The 15,950-nt window shown below is 58.5% G+C and carries 20 protein-coding genes and 1 pseudogene; 10 read left to right on the forward strand and 11 right to left on the reverse strand.

Annotated features, from left to right (window positions below; translation table 11 throughout):
• The coding region (locus ACIQVE_RS13240) for a 3-deoxy-7-phosphoheptulonate synthase (RefSeq protein WP_402808798.1) at window positions 1–603 on the forward strand (603 nt) is incomplete at its 5' end.
• Window positions 604–734: 131 nt separating this feature from the next.
• On the opposite strand, the gene ACIQVE_RS13245 is transcribed toward ACIQVE_RS13240, so the two are convergent.
• Complete coding sequence (locus ACIQVE_RS13245; protein WP_402808801.1) at window positions 735–1,961, reverse strand: winged helix-turn-helix domain-containing protein; 1,227 nt, start codon at window positions 1,959–1,961, stop codon at window positions 735–737.
• 64 nt (window positions 1,962–2,025) lie between these two features.
• Window positions 2,026–2,247 (reverse strand): DUF1127 domain-containing protein, encoded by a 222-nt coding sequence (locus tag ACIQVE_RS13250; protein WP_150615931.1) that lies wholly within the window; start codon window positions 2,245–2,247, stop codon window positions 2,026–2,028.
• A gap of 97 nt (window positions 2,248–2,344) precedes the next feature.
• Between ACIQVE_RS13250 and ACIQVE_RS13255 the strand changes: the two genes are divergently transcribed.
• A complete protein-coding gene (locus tag ACIQVE_RS13255; protein WP_402808840.1) occupies window positions 2,345–3,199 on the forward strand; it encodes a LysR substrate-binding domain-containing protein in 855 nt (284 codons plus the stop codon).
• Here ACIQVE_RS13255 and ACIQVE_RS13260 read toward each other — a convergent pair.
• On the reverse strand, window positions 3,189–3,935 hold the full coding sequence (locus ACIQVE_RS13260; protein WP_402808804.1) for a sulfite exporter TauE/SafE family protein: 747 nt from the start codon (window positions 3,933–3,935) through the stop codon (window positions 3,189–3,191). The genes ACIQVE_RS13255 and ACIQVE_RS13260 overlap by 11 nt on opposite strands.
• Before the next feature lie 112 nt (window positions 3,936–4,047).
• Between ACIQVE_RS13260 and ACIQVE_RS13265 the strand changes: the two genes are divergently transcribed.
• The 3 genes from ACIQVE_RS13265 (at window position 4,048) to ACIQVE_RS13275 (ending at window position 6,316) form a co-directional block, all read left to right on the forward strand.
• On the forward strand, window positions 4,048–5,004 hold the full coding sequence (locus ACIQVE_RS13265) for a LysR family transcriptional regulator (RefSeq protein WP_402808807.1): 957 nt from the start codon (window positions 4,048–4,050) through the stop codon (window positions 5,002–5,004).
• Between the two features lie 73 nt (window positions 5,005–5,077).
• Window positions 5,078–5,533, forward strand: a complete 456-nt coding sequence (locus ACIQVE_RS13270) for a MarR family winged helix-turn-helix transcriptional regulator (protein ID WP_402808843.1) — start codon at window positions 5,078–5,080, stop codon at window positions 5,531–5,533.
• A gap of 363 nt (window positions 5,534–5,896) precedes the next feature.
• The gene (locus tag ACIQVE_RS13275) at window positions 5,897–6,316 is read left to right on the forward strand and encodes an organic hydroperoxide resistance protein (RefSeq protein ID WP_150593149.1); all 420 of its coding nucleotides are present in this window, start codon (window positions 5,897–5,899) and stop codon (window positions 6,314–6,316) included.
• Window positions 6,317–6,418: 102 nt separating this feature from the next.
• Here ACIQVE_RS13275 and ACIQVE_RS13280 read toward each other — a convergent pair whose 3' ends face one another.
• A complete protein-coding gene (locus tag ACIQVE_RS13280; protein ID WP_007908599.1) occupies window positions 6,419–6,988 on the reverse strand; it encodes an elongation factor P in 570 nt (189 codons plus the stop codon).
• A 48-nt stretch (window positions 6,989–7,036) separates the two neighbouring features.
• Window positions 7,037–8,179, reverse strand: a complete 1,143-nt coding sequence (gene earP, locus ACIQVE_RS13285; protein ID WP_402808812.1) for an elongation factor P maturation arginine rhamnosyltransferase EarP — start codon at window positions 8,177–8,179, stop codon at window positions 7,037–7,039.
• A 124-nt stretch (window positions 8,180–8,303) separates the two neighbouring features.
• Between earP and ACIQVE_RS13290 the strand changes: the two genes are divergently transcribed.
• Window positions 8,304–8,711, forward strand: coding sequence for a hypothetical protein (locus tag ACIQVE_RS13290; protein ID WP_402808815.1), 408 nt, complete (start codon window positions 8,304–8,306; stop codon window positions 8,709–8,711).
• 2 nt (window positions 8,712–8,713) lie between these two features.
• The gene (locus ACIQVE_RS13295; protein WP_402808818.1) at window positions 8,714–9,196 is read left to right on the forward strand and encodes a transcription elongation factor GreAB; all 483 of its coding nucleotides are present in this window, start codon (window positions 8,714–8,716) and stop codon (window positions 9,194–9,196) included.
• Between the two features lie 9 nt (window positions 9,197–9,205).
• Here ACIQVE_RS13295 and cysB read toward each other — a convergent pair whose 3' ends face one another.
• From cysB to ACIQVE_RS13320, 5 genes are all read right to left on the reverse strand, one after another.
• Window positions 9,206–10,180 (reverse strand): HTH-type transcriptional regulator CysB, encoded by a 975-nt coding sequence (gene cysB, locus ACIQVE_RS13300; protein ID WP_402808820.1) that lies wholly within the window; start codon window positions 10,178–10,180, stop codon window positions 9,206–9,208.
• Window positions 10,181–10,293: 113 nt separating this feature from the next.
• On the reverse strand, window positions 10,294–10,797 hold the full coding sequence (locus ACIQVE_RS13305) for a universal stress protein (RefSeq protein ID WP_122591981.1): 504 nt from the start codon (window positions 10,795–10,797) through the stop codon (window positions 10,294–10,296).
• 97 nt (window positions 10,798–10,894) lie between these two features.
• Window positions 10,895–11,800: a 5'-nucleotidase gene (locus ACIQVE_RS13310; RefSeq protein WP_042560275.1), complete on the reverse strand. Its 906-nt coding sequence runs from the start codon at window positions 11,798–11,800 to the stop codon at window positions 10,895–10,897.
• 30 nt (window positions 11,801–11,830) lie between these two features.
• The gene (locus ACIQVE_RS13315) at window positions 11,831–12,784 is read right to left on the reverse strand and encodes a putative 2-dehydropantoate 2-reductase (RefSeq protein ID WP_402808824.1); all 954 of its coding nucleotides are present in this window, start codon (window positions 12,782–12,784) and stop codon (window positions 11,831–11,833) included.
• Entirely contained in the window at window positions 12,785–13,171 is a 387-nt protein-coding gene (locus ACIQVE_RS13320; RefSeq protein ID WP_402808827.1) for a thioredoxin family protein, read from the reverse strand.
• Between ACIQVE_RS13320 and ACIQVE_RS13325 the strand changes: the two genes are divergently transcribed.
• Both ACIQVE_RS13325 and ACIQVE_RS13330 read left to right on the forward strand, forming a co-directional pair.
• The gene (locus ACIQVE_RS13325) at window positions 13,170–13,613 is read left to right on the forward strand and encodes a PilZ domain-containing protein (RefSeq protein ID WP_402808830.1); all 444 of its coding nucleotides are present in this window, start codon (window positions 13,170–13,172) and stop codon (window positions 13,611–13,613) included. The two genes, ACIQVE_RS13320 and ACIQVE_RS13325, sit on opposite strands and share 2 nt — an antisense overlap.
• Window positions 13,614–13,743: 130 nt before the next feature.
• Window positions 13,744–14,820, forward strand: coding sequence for a 3-deoxy-7-phosphoheptulonate synthase (locus ACIQVE_RS13330; RefSeq protein ID WP_042560279.1), 1,077 nt, complete (start codon window positions 13,744–13,746; stop codon window positions 14,818–14,820).
• Window positions 14,821–14,880: 60 nt separating this feature from the next.
• On the opposite strand, the gene ACIQVE_RS13335 is transcribed toward ACIQVE_RS13330, so the two are convergent.
• The gene (locus ACIQVE_RS13335) at window positions 14,881–15,162 is read right to left on the reverse strand and encodes a GNAT family N-acetyltransferase (RefSeq protein ID WP_003226804.1); all 282 of its coding nucleotides are present in this window, start codon (window positions 15,160–15,162) and stop codon (window positions 14,881–14,883) included.
• A 636-nt stretch (window positions 15,163–15,798) separates the two neighbouring features.
• On the opposite strand from ACIQVE_RS13335, the pseudogene ACIQVE_RS13340 reads away from it, so the two are divergent.
• Window positions 15,799–15,936, forward strand: a pseudogene (locus ACIQVE_RS13340) (hypothetical protein); the annotation flags it as partial.
• Between the last annotated feature and the right edge of the window lie 14 nt (window positions 15,937–15,950).

A 15,950-nucleotide genomic window follows, 5' to 3' on the forward strand; every position in this document is an offset into this window, starting at 1 on the left:
AGCCTGACCAACGATTACTACGATTGCTCGGCGCACATGCTGTGGATCGGCGACCGCACCCGTCAACTCGATGGCGCGCACGTCGAATTCCTGCGCGGGGTGAACAACCCGATCGGGGTCAAAGTCGGCCCGAGCATGAACCCTGACGACCTGATCCGCCTGATCGACGTACTCAACCCGGACAACGATCCGGGGCGCCTGAACCTGATCGCGCGGATGGGTGCCAACAAAGTGGGCGATCATCTGCCTGCGCTGATCCGCGCGGTGCAGCGTGAAGGCAAGCAGGTGCTGTGGAGCTCCGACCCGATGCACGGCAACACGATCAAGGCCAGCAGCGGCTACAAGACTCGCGATTTTGCGCAGATCCTTGGCGAGGTTAAGCAGTTCTTCCAGGTGCACGAAGCCGAAGGCACTTATGCCGGCGGCATTCACATTGAAATGACCGGGCAGAACGTCACCGAGTGCATTGGTGGCGCACGGCCGATCACTGAGGATGGCTTGTCGGATCGTTATCACACGCACTGTGATCCACGGATGAATGCTGATCAGTCGCTGGAGTTGGCGTTTTTGATTGCTGAAACCTTGAAGCAGGTACGGCGCTGAGATCCAACATTTATATCGTTTGAACTGGCCTCATCGCTGGCAAGCCAGCTCCCACAGGGATCTGTGTCGTATACAAAATTTGAGTACGACCTGGTCACTGTGGGAGCTGGCTTGCCAGCGATAGCGTCAGCTCATGCATCATCACATTGGGCCATGGCCACCCTTAGTCTGCTGGCACTCTCACGCTGACAATTAAGCTGCACCTGCGCCAGCCCCAGCCAATCCGCCATCCGCCGCAAATTCACCGCCAACGCCAACATTCCCTCTTCATCCAGCCCCGGCTCTTCCTCGTGCACCGCATGCACCGCCAGTCGTCCCGACGCCCGCTCGGCACGCAAATCGACCCGCGCGGCAATCCGCTCGTTGTACAAAAACGGCAGCACGTAATAGCCGTAAACGCGCTTGTCCTGCGGCGTGTAAATCTCCAGCCGATAGCGAAAATCGAACAGACGCTCGGTGCGACTACGCTCCCAGATCAACGAATCGAACGGCGACAGCAGCGCACTGACCACGACCTTGCGCGGGACTTTCGGCTCCGGCAGGCAGTACGCGATTTGCCGCCAACCGGCAACTTCGCACATCTGCAATTGCCCCGCCTCGACCAGCTCCGCCAGTCGCGGACGTGCATCCGCCGGGCTCAAGCGAAAGTAATCACGCAGGTCTTTTTCAATGGCCACGCCCAGCGCTTCGGCCGCATGCAGCAACAATCCACGCTGCGCCTGCGCTTCATCAGGCAATACCTGTTGCAGGATCAATGAAGGAATCACCCGCTCCGGCAAATCATACAAACGCTCGAAACCACGCCGCCCGGCCACGGTCACTTCACCGGCGGCAAACAACCATTCCAATGCATGTTTTTCCGCACTCCAGTCCCACCACTGCCCGGGCTTGTCCTGGCGAGTCGATAAGCTACCGGCGCCCAACGCACCCCGTTCTTGCACCGCGCTCAAAACCCGGCGAATAACATCCTGGTGCTGAAGACCAAACTTCGCCAGTTGCTGATAAATATCTTTGCCACGCTTGGCCCGCTGCATTCGCCAACACAGCAACGGATACATCGGCATCGGCAACAACGACGCTTCATGGCCCCAATATTCAAACAGCGTACGCCGACGCCCCGAACTCCAGGCAGCCTGGTCGAGCAGATCGGAAGAATAGGCACCGAGACGGGAAAACAGCGGCAGGTAGTGCGAACGCACCACGGCGTTGACGGAGTCGATTTGCAGCAGGCCCAGCCGTTCGATCAGCCGGTTGATGTGCGGCGCCTTGACGGTCGGCGGCTGGCGCCCGTTGAACCCTTGGGCAGCCAGCGCCAGACGTCGAGCCTGTTTGAGGGAAAAGGACAGTGTCGCGGGCATGAGCATCTCCTTGTCTGCTCGCAACCTACCTCAGTCCAGAAGGTTTTGTGTAGCGATGGCCTCATCATTTATGCATCGGATCATCCCAGAACGGCCGCACTGACTCGTGTTCGACGTCGGCACGACTGACCCCGATATCTTTCAACGCTTCGTCGCTCAAACTGGCAAGCAGCTCACGTTCACGGTGAAGTTCGTACCAGCGGCTAAACTTGTGCAGCAGGTCGGAAACCATATGGCCATGGCCGGAAAATTTCTCTTCGCCTACGTACTCTCTTTGACCTTTCATCGTTTTGCTCTCCGTTGTGGATGGCTCAAGTCTCGCGCCAGCGCTAAGATCAATCCAACGAATGTTTCTGATGGTATGCATCACGGAGATTCATCAATTGTCGGCCTACCCCAGTATCGATACCGATGTCCTGCGCACCTTTGTCGCGATAGCCGATCAGGGCGGTTTCACCCGCGCCGGCGAAATGGTCAACCGCACGCAATCTGCGGTGAGCATGCAGATGAAGCGACTTGAAGAAGACGTGTTACAGCGTCAGTTGTTCGAACGTGACGGGCGACAGGTGCGCCTGACTGCCGAGGGTCAGGTGCTGCTCGGCTACGCGCGGCGCATCCTCAAACTGCACAGTGAAGTGTTCAACACCTTGCGCGAGCCACACATGGTCGGCACCGTGCGGATCGGCACGCCGGACGATTACGTGATGCGCTTTCTACCGGGGATCCTCTCGCGGTTTGCGCAGTTCTATCCGCTGATCCAGATCGAAGTGCATTGCGAATCGACCAAACAGCTGTTGCAGCGCACCGATCTGGACTTGTCGATCGTCACCCGCGAACCGGGTAACGAGATCGGCCAACTGCTGCGCAAGGAGCGTTTCGTCTGGGCCGAGGCGCAGAATTTCAGCGCCCACGAACAGACGCCGTTGCCGCTGGCGATGTTCAACAGTGATTGTTTTTGCCGCTTGTGGGCGTGCAATGCGCTGGATGCGATGGGCCGCGATTACCGCATCGCCTACAACAGCACCAGCCTGTCGGCGCTGATGGCGGTGGTGAGCGCGGGTCTGGCGATCACCGCGCAGCTGGAAAGCCTGATCACCCCAGACATGCGCATTCTCGGTGCCGATGAAGATCTGCCGCAACTGCCGGAGGCGAGCATCATGCTGATCCGCAACCTGAACAATCCATCACCGATCACCGAATGTCTGGCCGAACACATCGTCGAGGGCTTCAAACTTTAAAGGCGAGCATTACCGCACACAGCACCAGGAAACCGCAGAACAACCCACGCAGGAGCTTTTCCGGCAGGGCGTGGGCGACTTTCACGCCCCAACTGATGCTGGCCAGACCACCAATGGCCAGCGGCAAACCGATCATCCAGTCCACTTCGTGGTGCACCGCATAAGTCACCAGCGTGACGCCGGTGCTCGGCAATGCCAACGCCAGCGACAAACCCTGAGCAACCACTTGCGTGGTCCCAAACAGGCTGGTCAGCACCGGCGTCGCGACCACCGCCCCGCCGACACCGAACAACCCGCCCATGGTCCCCGACGCCGCGCCAAGTACGCCCAGCCATGGCCAGGAATAACGCATCTCGGACGTCGGCGCAGGGCGTTTGCCGAACATTTTCAGCAGGTTGTAAACCGATAGCACCACAAGAAACGCGACAAAGCCGATGCGCATGGTTTGCGCGTCGATGCCAACAGCCCAGATCGAACCGATCCACGCAAAGCAGAACCCCATCACCGCCAACGGCAACGCGTGACGCAGTTCGATGCGATTGCGCTGGTGATAGCGCCACAGCGCCAGCATTACGTTCGGCACCACCATCACCAGCGCCGTGCCTTGGGCGATCTGTTGATCGAGGCCGAACCACACGCCGAGCAACGGGATCGCGATCAAGCCACCACCGATGCCGAAGATGCCACCGAGCGTGCCAAGCGCGGCGCCGAATAGCAGGTACAACAAAAACTCCATCACAGTCGAATTCCTCTCACGTCAGGCGACTCATCCTACGCAGTCGCGGCTGGCGGGGAAACGCACAGCAACGCACAATGGCTATGCCTATTCCGCACAAGCGCTGAACACCATGAATCCCAATCAGTTAACCGATCAACTCGGGCTGTTTCTCGACGTGCTGGAGAGTGGCAGTTTTTCTGCCGCGTCTCGCCGTCATCCACTGACGCCTTCGGCTGTCGCGCGGCGCATCGATAGCCTGGAAAGCGCGGTGGGCAGCCAGTTGTTCATTCGCAGCACCCATGCCGTACGCGCCACACCGGCAGGTCTGGCCTTTGCCGAACGGGCGCGGCGCATCGTCGCCGAACTGCAATTGGCCCGCGCTGAAGCGGTGTCCCTGAGCAGTGCACCGGAGGGCTTGATCCGCATCGATGCGCCGGCAGCGTTCGGTCGCCGGCATCTGGCCCCGGTGATTGCCGATTTTCTGGTGTTGTATCCGGGCCTGGACGTGCAACTGCACCTGATCGACAGTTTCGTCGACATGCACGGCTCGAACTTGGGCAAGGTCGATCTGGTGCTGCGCGCCGGGCAATTGGCCGACACCCGACTGGTTGCCACGCCGCTGGCGAGCATGGTGCGAATCGCCTGCGCGAGCCCCGACTATCTCAAGCGGCGCGGCGTACCGAATCATCCCGCGCAGTTGGGCGAACATGACGGTCTAGACTGGGATGGCCTGGCACCTCCCTTCGCCTGGCGTTTCGAGCAGGATGGGCAGATGCAATTGCACCGCCCGGCACGCATCCGCATGAGCGCCAATAACGCCGAAGCACTGGTGTGCGGCGCGTTGGCCGGGTTGGGCATCGCGCATCTGCCGACGTGGCTGGCCAGCGAATACCTGTTGCGCGGCGAACTGTTGCCGCTGTTCTGCGAAAACGGCCTGCCGCAACCCGAGAGCACCGGCATCTACGCCTTGCGCATGGAGCAGCAGACCCACTCGCGCAGCCGCTTGTTGCTGGAGTACCTCAAGACCCGTTTCAGCCCGGTTCCGCCATGGGATCTGGCGTTGCAACGAGATTTGGGCAGACTCTAGCGTCTGGAGAATTATCTGGCGCATTAAACATTCGAGCGCTAGATTCATGAGCATTACTGATCAAGGCTTTGACATGACCACCGACCGCGACACCTGCGATGACCTGCTGCTGGATAATCAGGCTTGCTTCGCCCTGCATTCCACTTCGCTGATGATGACCAAAGTCTACAAACCCATGCTGCAAGCCATCGGCCTGACCTATCCGCAGTATCTGGCGATGATGGTGCTGTGGGAGAAGGATGGTTTGACCGTGGGAGAAATCAGCACGCGACTGCTGACAGATCCGGGATCGCTGACACCCTTGCTCAAGCGGCTGGAAGGTGAAGGTTTGCTCAGTCGCACGCGCAGCCGCGAAGATGAGCGCGTGGTGATTGTCGAGTTGACCGAGCAGGGCCGCGCTCTGCGAGATAAAGCCCAAAGCATCCCGCAATGCATTCTCGGCGCCAGCGGCTTCAGCCTGGAGCGTTTGCAGAAACTGCAAGCCGAGTTGCAGGCACTGCGCAGCCATCTGCAAGAAAGCTTGAGCTGATTGCCCTAATCAATTCCTGTTTAAAAACAAAACCTGTGGGAGCCGGGCTTGCCCGCGATGGCGTCCATTCAGCCAAAGTTACTGTGTCTGAAGCACCGTCATCGCGGGCAAGCCCGGCTCCCACAGGTTTCTCCTCTCTACCGAAACCCTTCCTGGCGACAATTTTTCGAAGTCGCCCTGCACTTGCTCCAGCGCCTCTAAATCAATACTTCCAGCGCACAACATCGCACTGATTCTTTGGCTGTTTTAATTTTGTCAAAAAATTTATCTTGCGCACTAAACATTAGCGAGCTACATTCACCTCGAACTTACTTGGCGCGCAAACAATTAGCGCGATACATCACACCCAACGAGGCTCACACCATGCAAACTCTCTACACCGCAATCGCAACCTCCACCGGCGGCCGTGACGGTCGTGCGATCTCCAGCGACAACATCCTCGACGTTAAACTCGCGACCCCGAAAGAACTCGGTGGTGCTGGCGGCGCGGCGACCAATCCTGAGCAATTGTTTGCCGCCGGCTACTCGGCTTGCTTCATCGGCGCGCTGAAATTCGTCGCCAGCCAGACCAAACGCAAAATCCCGGACGACGCCTCGATCACCGCCCATGTCGGTATCGGTCAGATTCCTGGTGGTTTCGGTCTGGACATCGACCTGCACATCAGCCTGCCAGGCCTTGAACAAGCCGACGCACAAAGCCTGGTCGACGCCGCTCACCAGGTCTGCCCGTACTCCAACGCCACGCGTGGCAATGTCGAAGTACGTCTGCACGTCACCGTTTGAAGTCAGATGACAAACCACTGGGTTCAGTGGCAAAACTGAAATTGCAGGCACAAAAAAGCCCGACTCAATGGTCGGGCTTTTTCTTTCCGCAAAAAGCAGTGCTTATTTAGCACGGCCTTTGTAGGAACCGCCTTCGCGGGTGTCGATCTCGATCTTGTCACCGATTTCGATGAAGTCAGCAACTTGCAGCTCGGTACCGTTGGCCAGTTTGGCTGGCTTCATTACCTTGCCGGAAGTGTCGCCACGAGCCGAACCTTCGGTGTAGTCAACTACGCGCACGATGGTGGTCGGCAGTTCTACCGAAACCAGACGCTCTTCGAAGAAGATCGCTTCGCAAACATCGGTCATGCCTTCTTCAACGAAAGGCAGAACGGCTTCGATGTCTTCAGCGTTCAGCTCGTACATGGTGTAGTCGGTGGTGTCCATGAACGTGTAGGTGTCGCCGCTGATGAAGGACAGAGTCGCTTCTTTGCGGTCGAGGATTACGTCGTCCAGTTTGTCGTCAGCGCTGTAAACGATCTCGGTCTTGTAACCGGTCAGCAGGTTTTTCAGCTTGGTCTTCATGATCGCGCTGTTACGGCCCGACTTGGTGAATTCAGCTTTCTGAACCAGCCAAGGATCGTTTTCGAGACGGATCACGGTACCGGGTTTGAGTTCTTTACCAGTTTTCATTGCGAATATCCGAATTTGGATGGGATTTACATAAATCTAGGCCGCGTATCATATCCAATTTAGGTAAAACTGTACCAGCGCTGCGGCAAGATCGGCCTGCAAGCCTTGTTCCAGACACCATGTTTCGGCGTTTTCCTGCAGTTCTGGCCAGTGTTTACAGGCGCTGAGCCAGTGGTCGCCAATCGGCTGACCTGCGCTCCACGCCTGCCATAGACCGTTCATCGCCTGCGTCGCTCCCGGCGAGAGACCTTTCGTGTACAGGGCAAGGAAGGCGTCGAGCTTGTCCAGATGAATGTCTTCGTCCTGCTGGTAGATGTGCCACAGCATCGGCCTCCCCGCCCACTGCGCCCGCACAAATGAGTCTTCACCGCGCACCGCGTTGAAATCGCAGCACCAAAGCAAGTGATCGTATTGATCCTGACGGATGAACGGCAGCACCTGCACGGTCAGCGCCTGACGCACATCAATCGCCCCGACGGCCAGGGTTTCCACGCCGAGCCATCGCGCAACGTCACCGAGAATCCGCCCTTCCGGCACCAGCAAATGCGTGGGCGACGCGCCAGCCGCCAGCACGTCCAGCCAACTGGCCAGCCCGGCGTTCTCGTAGGCAAACAGTGAAATCAGTTGTGCGTCGGGCGCGCGTTCGATACCCAGACCTTGCAGGAATTGTCGCTGCGCCAGGCCATCGCGCTGAAACGTCCGACGTTGCTCGAGCAAACCTCGTTCGCGCAGCAGCCCTCCGGTACCTGGGCGGAACCCCGGAAAGAAGAAGATTTTCTGCACCGACTTGTACTTGACCGACGGCAGACCATGACATCCGGTGACCCAGTCTTCGGCGCTGAGATAGTCGAGGTTCAACCACAGCGGCGGCTTCTCCCGCTCGGCCATGACGTCCATGTAAGCGCTCGGTAGCTGGCAGGCGAACGCAGCGATCACCACGTCAGCGGCGTCGGCGGGCAGCCACTCGCTCGGCCAGTGCCGCACCTCTACACCTTGCAGCCATTGTTGCGCGGCGCTGATATCGATCTCCGGGCAAATACGCTCGAAGGCGCGCAGATCATCAACCCAAAGCCGCACGGCCAGCGAATGCTCGGCCACCAATTGCCGAGCCAGACGCCAGGTCACGCCGATGTCGCCATAGTTGTCGACAACGGTGCAAAAAACATCCCAGCGGGTATTCAGTGGTGGCATTTAAGACTCCCGTTGGCAAAAGCACCGATTGTCCGCATTAATGAGCGGATGCAGAAGGGCCGACGGCGATTAATCTTCGTGCGACAATCGCAACTTGCCCGCAACCATCCGCCAGGAGGCAGCCATGCCCTATCGTCCCAACCCGCGTCGCCCCTTGCCTGTTCAGCTTAGCGCGCTGCATTTGACCGGCAGTATTGCCTTGGGTATTTGGCTGGGTTTCCTCGCGATCGCGCTGACCTGCTGGTTGCTCTCGCGTTTTCTGTTCAACGAGCAACTGGCGCCAGTGGCCCAGGCCGTTCAGCAACTGGCCAATCCACCCGTGGTGCAACCGGTGCCGAGCATTCCACCGCAGAGCCCGCTGTTTGATCAGTACGAAGAAAACCTGCGCAAGAACGAGCAACAGAATCGTCTGGATCAGGCACGCGACAGCCGCCGCAATCTGTCGAACCCAAAATGTCAGTTCTGGTTGCAACAAGACCAGACCGCGCCAAGCGAAAAAAGCCGCGCCAACGTTTTGCAATTTTGCGATTGATCATGAATAAACACAGCGTCCACCAACTGATTCTCGACAAACTGCGCATCGACCTCGATATTGCCGAACGCGCCGCGCAAACCGCATACGAAACCGCGACCCACGAAGAGAACATCGCCGAGAACAAGTACGACACGCTTGGACTTGAGGCGTCGTATCTGGCGGCGGGGCAAGCGAAACGGGTCGAGGAAATCCGTCAGTCACTGGCGCTGTGCCAGAACCTGGCGCTGCGTGCCTATGACGAAAACCGTGGAATCGAGGTTGGTGCCCTGCTCGGCCTGGAGGACGAAAAGGGTCGCGAGCAATGGCTGTTTCTCGCCCCGGATGCGGCAGGCTTGAAAATCGATGTGGTGGGCCAGCCGATTACCGTCATCACCCCGCGCTCACCGCTGGGTAAAAGCCTGCTGGGCAAGTTCGAGGGTGATGAGGTGGAGATTCTGGTGGCGGGCACCCGGCAACACTTTGCGGTTACCGAGGTGCTCTGAAGCAGTGGATCAGTGAACCGGCAGTTCGACGCCGGCGAACAGTTCTTCCAGTTCCTGCTTGTTGTGACACGCGATGGCTTTGGCCATTACTTCGCGGGTCAGGTGCGGGGCAAACTTCTCGATGAAGTCGCACATGAAACCCCGCAGGAAGGTGCCGCGACGGAAACCGATCTTCGTCACGCTCGATTCGAACAACTCGCTGGCATCCAGCACCACCAGGTCGCTGTCGAGTTTGGTGTCGACCGCCATTTTGGCGACGATGCCCACGCCCAGACCCAGACGCACGTAGGTTTTGATCACGTCGGCGTCGGCGGCGGTGAACACCACTTTCGGCGTCAGACCACGATGGCTGAACGCTTCGTCGAGTTTCGAACGGCCGGTGAAACCGAACACGTAAGTCACGATCGGGTATTCGGCCAATGCTTCGAGGGTCAGCTTCGGCAGTTTGGTTAGCGGGTGGCCCTGTGGCACGACCACGCAGCGGTTCCAGCGGTAGCACGGCATCATCACCAGATCGCCGAACAGCTCAAGCTCTTCGGTAGCGATGGCGAAATCGACGGTGCCGTCAGCGGCCATTTCGGCGATCTGCATCGGCGAACCCTGGTGCATGTGCAGCGCCACGTCCGGGTATTGCTTGATGAAATTGCTGATCACCGGCGGCAACGCATAACGTGCCTGGGTGTGAGTGGTGGCAATCGACAGGGTGCCTTTCTTCTCGTTGGAGAATTCCTGGGCGATCTGCTTGATGCTTTCAACCTTGCGCAGAATCTCACCGGCGGTGGTGATGATGCGCTCACCGGCTGGCGTGACGCGGGTCAGGTGCTTGCCGCTGCGGGCAAATACTTCAACGCCGAGTTCGTCTTCCAGCAGGCGGATTTGTTTACTGATGCCCGGTTGCGAGGTGTAAAGGCTTTGGGCTGTAGCGGAAACGTTGAGGTCGTGGTGCGCCACTTCCCAGATGTAGCGCAATTGTTGAAGCTTCATATGTATCCCTCAAAGCAGGTAGACGCCACGGGCATCAGCGACGGTATATAACTATATTAATGGTTTGAAGAATAAATCTAGAACTTTTTCATCAAAGCGCCATTATTCCAGCCTCAGCGATCCTCGCGCCGCCGACGCTCCACCAGCGGCACCAGATACACCGGCACCTTGGCCAATTGCAGGACCCGCGCCGCCGTGCGCCCCAACGGCGTTTCCGCGCCAACCCCGTGGCTGTGACTTCCTACGATCAGCAAATCGACAGAGAGTTTCTGCACCTGGTCGAGAATCACCTGCGACGGATCGCCCTGCACTACACGCACCGCACGAATCCGCTGCAAATCCTGCTCGCCCTCCTCCCCAAGCTCTTCGCGAAAACTCTCCAGCACGCGCTGCTCGATATTGGCGATGACTGTTTTCAGCCCCTGGCTGTGGAATTCGTTCAACGCCTGTTCGTCGAGATAACTCTGCAATACCGATTCGGCAAACAGCCCCATCGGCTCCACCGCGTGAACCACATACAAATCGGCGTTGAACGTTCGCGCCAACGCCAGGGCATGCTGCATCACTAATGGTGCGTACAGACCGAGGTCAGTGGCATACAGCATCGAACGAATCATATGACCTCCTCGCAAGCCAACATGGCGGAGATTTGATTGAGCTTAGCAGTGCCTTGGCGAGTACGACGGACGACGCAACGTCTTGAAGCACAGGGCTTTAGATCGACGGCTCGTTGCTGATGCCATGCGGCACATGGCCGGTGGCGACCACTTCGCGGGCAAGCTCGCAATGACCGGCCTGATCGTCGAAGAACACGTCGGCGGCAAACGCTTCGAGGAACGCCGATTTGGTCAGGCCACCGAGAAACAGTGATTCATCGAGGCGGATGTCCCATTCACGCAACGTACGAATCACCCGTTCATGCGCCGGGGCCGAACGCGCGGTGACCAACGCCGTGCGGATCGGGCAGTCATCATCGGGGAACTCGCGCTGCAACAAATTGAGCGCCGCCAGAAAGCCCTTGAACGGCCCGCCACGCAATGGCTCGCGCGCCGACTCGCGCTCCTTGGCCTGAAAGGCTTCGAGCCCACCGGATTGATAGACCCGCTCCGACTCGTCGGAAAAGATCACCGCGTCACCGTCGAAGGCGATGCGCAATTCGTCACTAGCCGCGCGGCTGGCGCCTCCGGACAAAATCGTCGCCGCGGCAAAACCGGCATCCAGCGCCGCACGCACGTCTTCGGCATGCGTGGAGAGAAACAGGTCGCAACCAAACGCTTTCAGGTAGGGATAAGGACTGCGCCCCCCGACGAACGCCGCGCGGGAAATGGCCAGACCATAATGGTGAATCGAATTGAAGACGCGCAGGCCAGTGTCGGCGCTGTTGCGCGACACCAGAATCACCTCGACCCGCGCGCGGCCGAGGCGACTGTTCAGGTTCAGGAGTTTCTCCACCAGCGGGAAAGCATCGCCGGGCGCAAGAATTTCGTCCTCATGCTCGATCTGATATTGCCGGTAGGCTTCGACGCCGCTCGACAAGTAGACCTTGTGGCTTTCGCTCAGGTCGAACAAGGCACGCGACGAGATCGCCAGCACCAGTTTGTCATCGATGTTCTTGGCCATGCGTTCCCCCACCTTGTGCAAAAAACCGACTCACGCATTGCGTCGGTCGATAAAACTCAATGTTCGATACAGCGCTTCGATGCGCGGCAGTTCACAGCCTGCCTCTTTCGCCGCCGCCAGGGGCCGGGCGTAGATGGCCTCCAGCTCCAGTGGACGCTTGTGTAAAAAGTCGTGGTACATGCTCGGCCAATAGTCGGGCAGTTTCTCGGTCATCGTGAACAGGAAGTCGGCGTAACCGGGCGCCACGTCCTGGCCACAAGCCTTGGCACCCTGCACCACCTCTGCCATCAACGCCTGAATCAACGCGCGGCTGTCGGTATCGGCCATCAGTGGCGTGGTGCCCGCGCCGAGCAATACCGAGAGACCGTTGTAAGGAATGTTCCAGACCAGTTTCTGCCAGCGCGCCTGATGCAGATTGAGCATTGCCTGGGAATCAATGCCGGCGGCACGGAACAGCCCGGAGCCCTCCTCGACGATCGCCATACGCGCGCCGTCATCGCTTGCCGGACCGCTGTGATAACCGACGTTGACTGCCCCGAGTGCCTGGTGAGTGATTTGTCCGGGGCCGTCGCGATGCACGCAGATCAGGCATAGACCACCGAGCAGATGCAGGGACTCAGGCAACAATTGCCGCAGGCTGTCCTCGACGTCGAGACCGTTCTGCAGCACCAGCACTTTCGCGCCTGGCTTGGCCGCCGCAATGATCGACGGCGCCAATCCAGCATTGCTGGTGGTCTTGGCGCCGACCAGCAGCCAGTCGCACCGGGGCATGTCTTCAGCCGATGAATAGGCCTGCACCGGATCAAGCTTCAGTAGGCCATGCACCGCACTGTTCACCTGCAAGCCATGTTCGGCGACGGCAGAGAACTCGCTGCGCAACAGAAAGTGCACATCGAACCCCGCCCGCGCCAGCATCACACCGTAGAACCCGCCAATCGCACCGGTGCCGATAATCCCCACCACCGGTTTGTTGATTGTCCCCATTTATGGCAACTCCTCTGCAATTCGACCCAGCGCCTGCACCAGTGCCGCGTTAAGCGCGTCGGCTGTCAGGCGCGTGTGCAATGCGCCAAAGAACTCGCCGTCGCGCACCACAAACAGCGCCGGCAAATGAAAGACCTGATAACGCTCCACCAACCCGCCGTTGTTGCCGGCATCGATCCAGCACAGACGATCCACCGCCAGTGCGAATCCCGGCAACACCTCACGGGCGAAGCGGCAACTGGCGCAGCCGACACTGGTGAAAATCACCAGCGAAACGCCGCTCATCGCCAACAGCCGCTGGTCGGCGTCGAAATCGGTCAGCTCGGATTCGACCACTATACTGGGGGAAACAATGTCAAATGGCCGACACAGGGAGTCTGTGCTCATGGGACGTTTCATTCCTCATCCGGACGAAGTGCCGGTTGAACTGACGTTGCTCAAGCCCGAGTGTATTTCCAGGCAACAGCTGCACACTATCAGCCTCGGCGGCATCGCTTGCAATTACCACCGTGCCTGGCGCCATGGCACCGCGCTGCAAGTGCGCCTGCCGACGCTAAACGCCGACCTCTGTTTTCCGGGCTATGTGGCGTGGTGTCTGCGCCGCAAAAAAGGTTATCTGGTGGGGATCGCTTTCACCGACGAGCAAACGCTGTTCAGCGCGCGAATGGGTGAGCAGGTGTGTCAGATTGAACGCTACTGCCGCATCAACGACGCCCACGATGACCTGCAGGAAATTCAGGCTGTGGCCCTGCAATGGGTCGAGCAACACGCCGATGAGTTCTCCCACGACAGCGTGCGCAAGGCTTTTACCCTGCCAGAGCTGGATTAAAGCGGCGTTTGCCCATTGTCGAGCAGGCGCGTAACGCGCTAAGGTTCGGCTCCCCGACGCGCTTAAATTCGCTGTGCTCCGCCGCGCGGGGATCGCTGGCGGCCGGCACCCGTGACCTGACGAGTAAACGATGGCTGATTTACCGATCAACGACCTAAACGTCGCCTCTAACGAGACCCTGATCACTCCTGATCAGCTCAAGCGTGATATCCCTCTGAGCGACGCCGCCCTGCGCACCGTCACCAAGGGCCGCGAAGTCATTCGCAACATTCTTGATGGCACCGACCACCGTCTGTTCGTAGTGATCGGCCCGTGCTCGATCCACGACATCAAGGCTGCCCACGAATACGCCGAGCGCCTGAAAGTGCTGGCCGCGGAAGTCTCCGATACCTTGTATCTGGTCATGCGCGTGTATTTCGAAAAGCCGCGGACCACTGTCGGCTGGAAAGGCCTGATCAACGACCCGTACCTGGACGACTCGTTCAAGATCCAGGACGGTCTGCACATCGGTCGTCAGTTGCTGCTGGACCTGGCCGAAAAAGGCCTGCCGACCGCGACCGAAGCCCTCGACCCGATCTCCCCGCAGTACTTGCAGGACCTGATCAGCTGGTCGGCCATCGGCGCGCGCACCACCGAATCCCAGACCCACCGTGAAATGGCTTCCGGCCTGTCTTCGGCGGTCGGTTTCAAGAACGGCACCGATGGCGGCCTGACTGTGGCGATCAACGCCTTGCAGTCGGTCTCCAGCCCGCACCGTTTCCTGGGGATCAACCAGGAAGGTGGCGTGTCGATCGTCACCACCAAAGGCAACGCTTACGGTCACGTGGTGCTGCGTGGCGGTAATGGCAAGCCGAACTACGACTCGGTCAGCGTTGCGCTGTGCGAGCAGGCGTTGAACAAGGCGAAGATCAAGCCGAACATCATGGTCGATTGCAGCCACGCCAACTCCAACAAGGATCCGGCCCTGCAACCGCTGGTGATGGAAAACGTCGCCAACCAGATCCTCGAAGGCAACCAGTCGATCATCGGCCTGATGGTCGAGAGCCACTTGAACTGGGGCTGCCAGGCGATTCCGAAAGACCTCGCCGATCTGCAATACGGCGTGTCGATCACCGATGCCTGCATCGACTGGTCCGCTACCGAGAACACCCTGCGCAGCATGCACGCCAAGCTCAAGGATGTTCTGCCAAAACGCCAGCGCAGCTGATACGCGTTTTACAGGCATAAAAAAACGCCGGGCATTGCCCGGCGTTTTTGTGTGTGCGATTCAGATCTTTGCGGCGCGGCGCTGATGACGTTCCATGTAGCGCTCGACGTAGGAGCAGGACGGAATCACCGTGTAGCCCATTTCTTCTGCATATTGCAGCGCGCTTTCCGTCAGCGCCGCCGCAATGCCACGACCGCGCAAGGCGTTGGGCACGAACGTGCGATAGATATCCAGGGTCTGTTTCCCCAGATCCATATAGGTCAGGTAGGCACGATGACCGTCCACATTGGTCTCGAACTGATGACCAGCCTGGTCATGGTGGATGGACAACGCCTCGCTCATCACTACTCCTCGCGGGTCTTGGATTCTGACCCCTACCTTACCGATGTTTTTCCGGCGAAGGAACATCTACGCCACCCCGTGCCAGATCGACACCGAGAAGAGACACACCGATCTCGTACAACCGAGCACCTGATAAATAGTAGGCACCATTGGCAAAATTGCTCAAGGTACGCTCGTCATCAAGCGAGTTGACGGGGGTTGCTCCGATGGACGCAGGTACGGTTTGGGAGAAGATCTTCCCGGGCCGCTCACCTGAACATTGCCGGATGTTGAGACTTAAGACGTGCCACCTTTTTTAAAGTCACCTCAACATGGACAAAGATAAGCGAAGCAGCACACAGAACCGGAACAAAAGTATGGACGAATTGATATAGGCAGACTTAGCCAATACTGCAAAAACAGCACGCGCTGACGGGAACTTTTTCTGATTGACTCGCTCAGTGCGGGGCTTGCAGCTGGATGTTTTTTAAACAGTTCAGTTAAAAGTTGCTCGAAAAAGAATCAGCGCCTACAATTTTTTTTGCTTCTTGCTATACGTCAGTTTACTTACTACAAGTAATGGGTAGTATGTACGCCGGCTATTTCCTCAATCGGAGGAGACAGCCACTTAATTGAAAGTCCTTGAAGGGGAACACCATGAACAACGTTCTGAAATTCTCTGCTCTGGATCTGGCCGCAGTTCTGGCTACCGGTTGCAGCAGCGTATCTAAAGATACCGAAGCACGTCTGACCGCTACTGAAGACGCAGATGCTCGCTCCCAGGCTATTGCAGACTAAGATTACCGTAA

Origin of the sequence: Pseudomonas sp. NPDC098747, from assembly GCF_044760045.1 — a bacterium.
In the GTDB taxonomy this organism is placed as follows: domain Bacteria; phylum Pseudomonadota; class Gammaproteobacteria; order Pseudomonadales; family Pseudomonadaceae; genus Aquipseudomonas.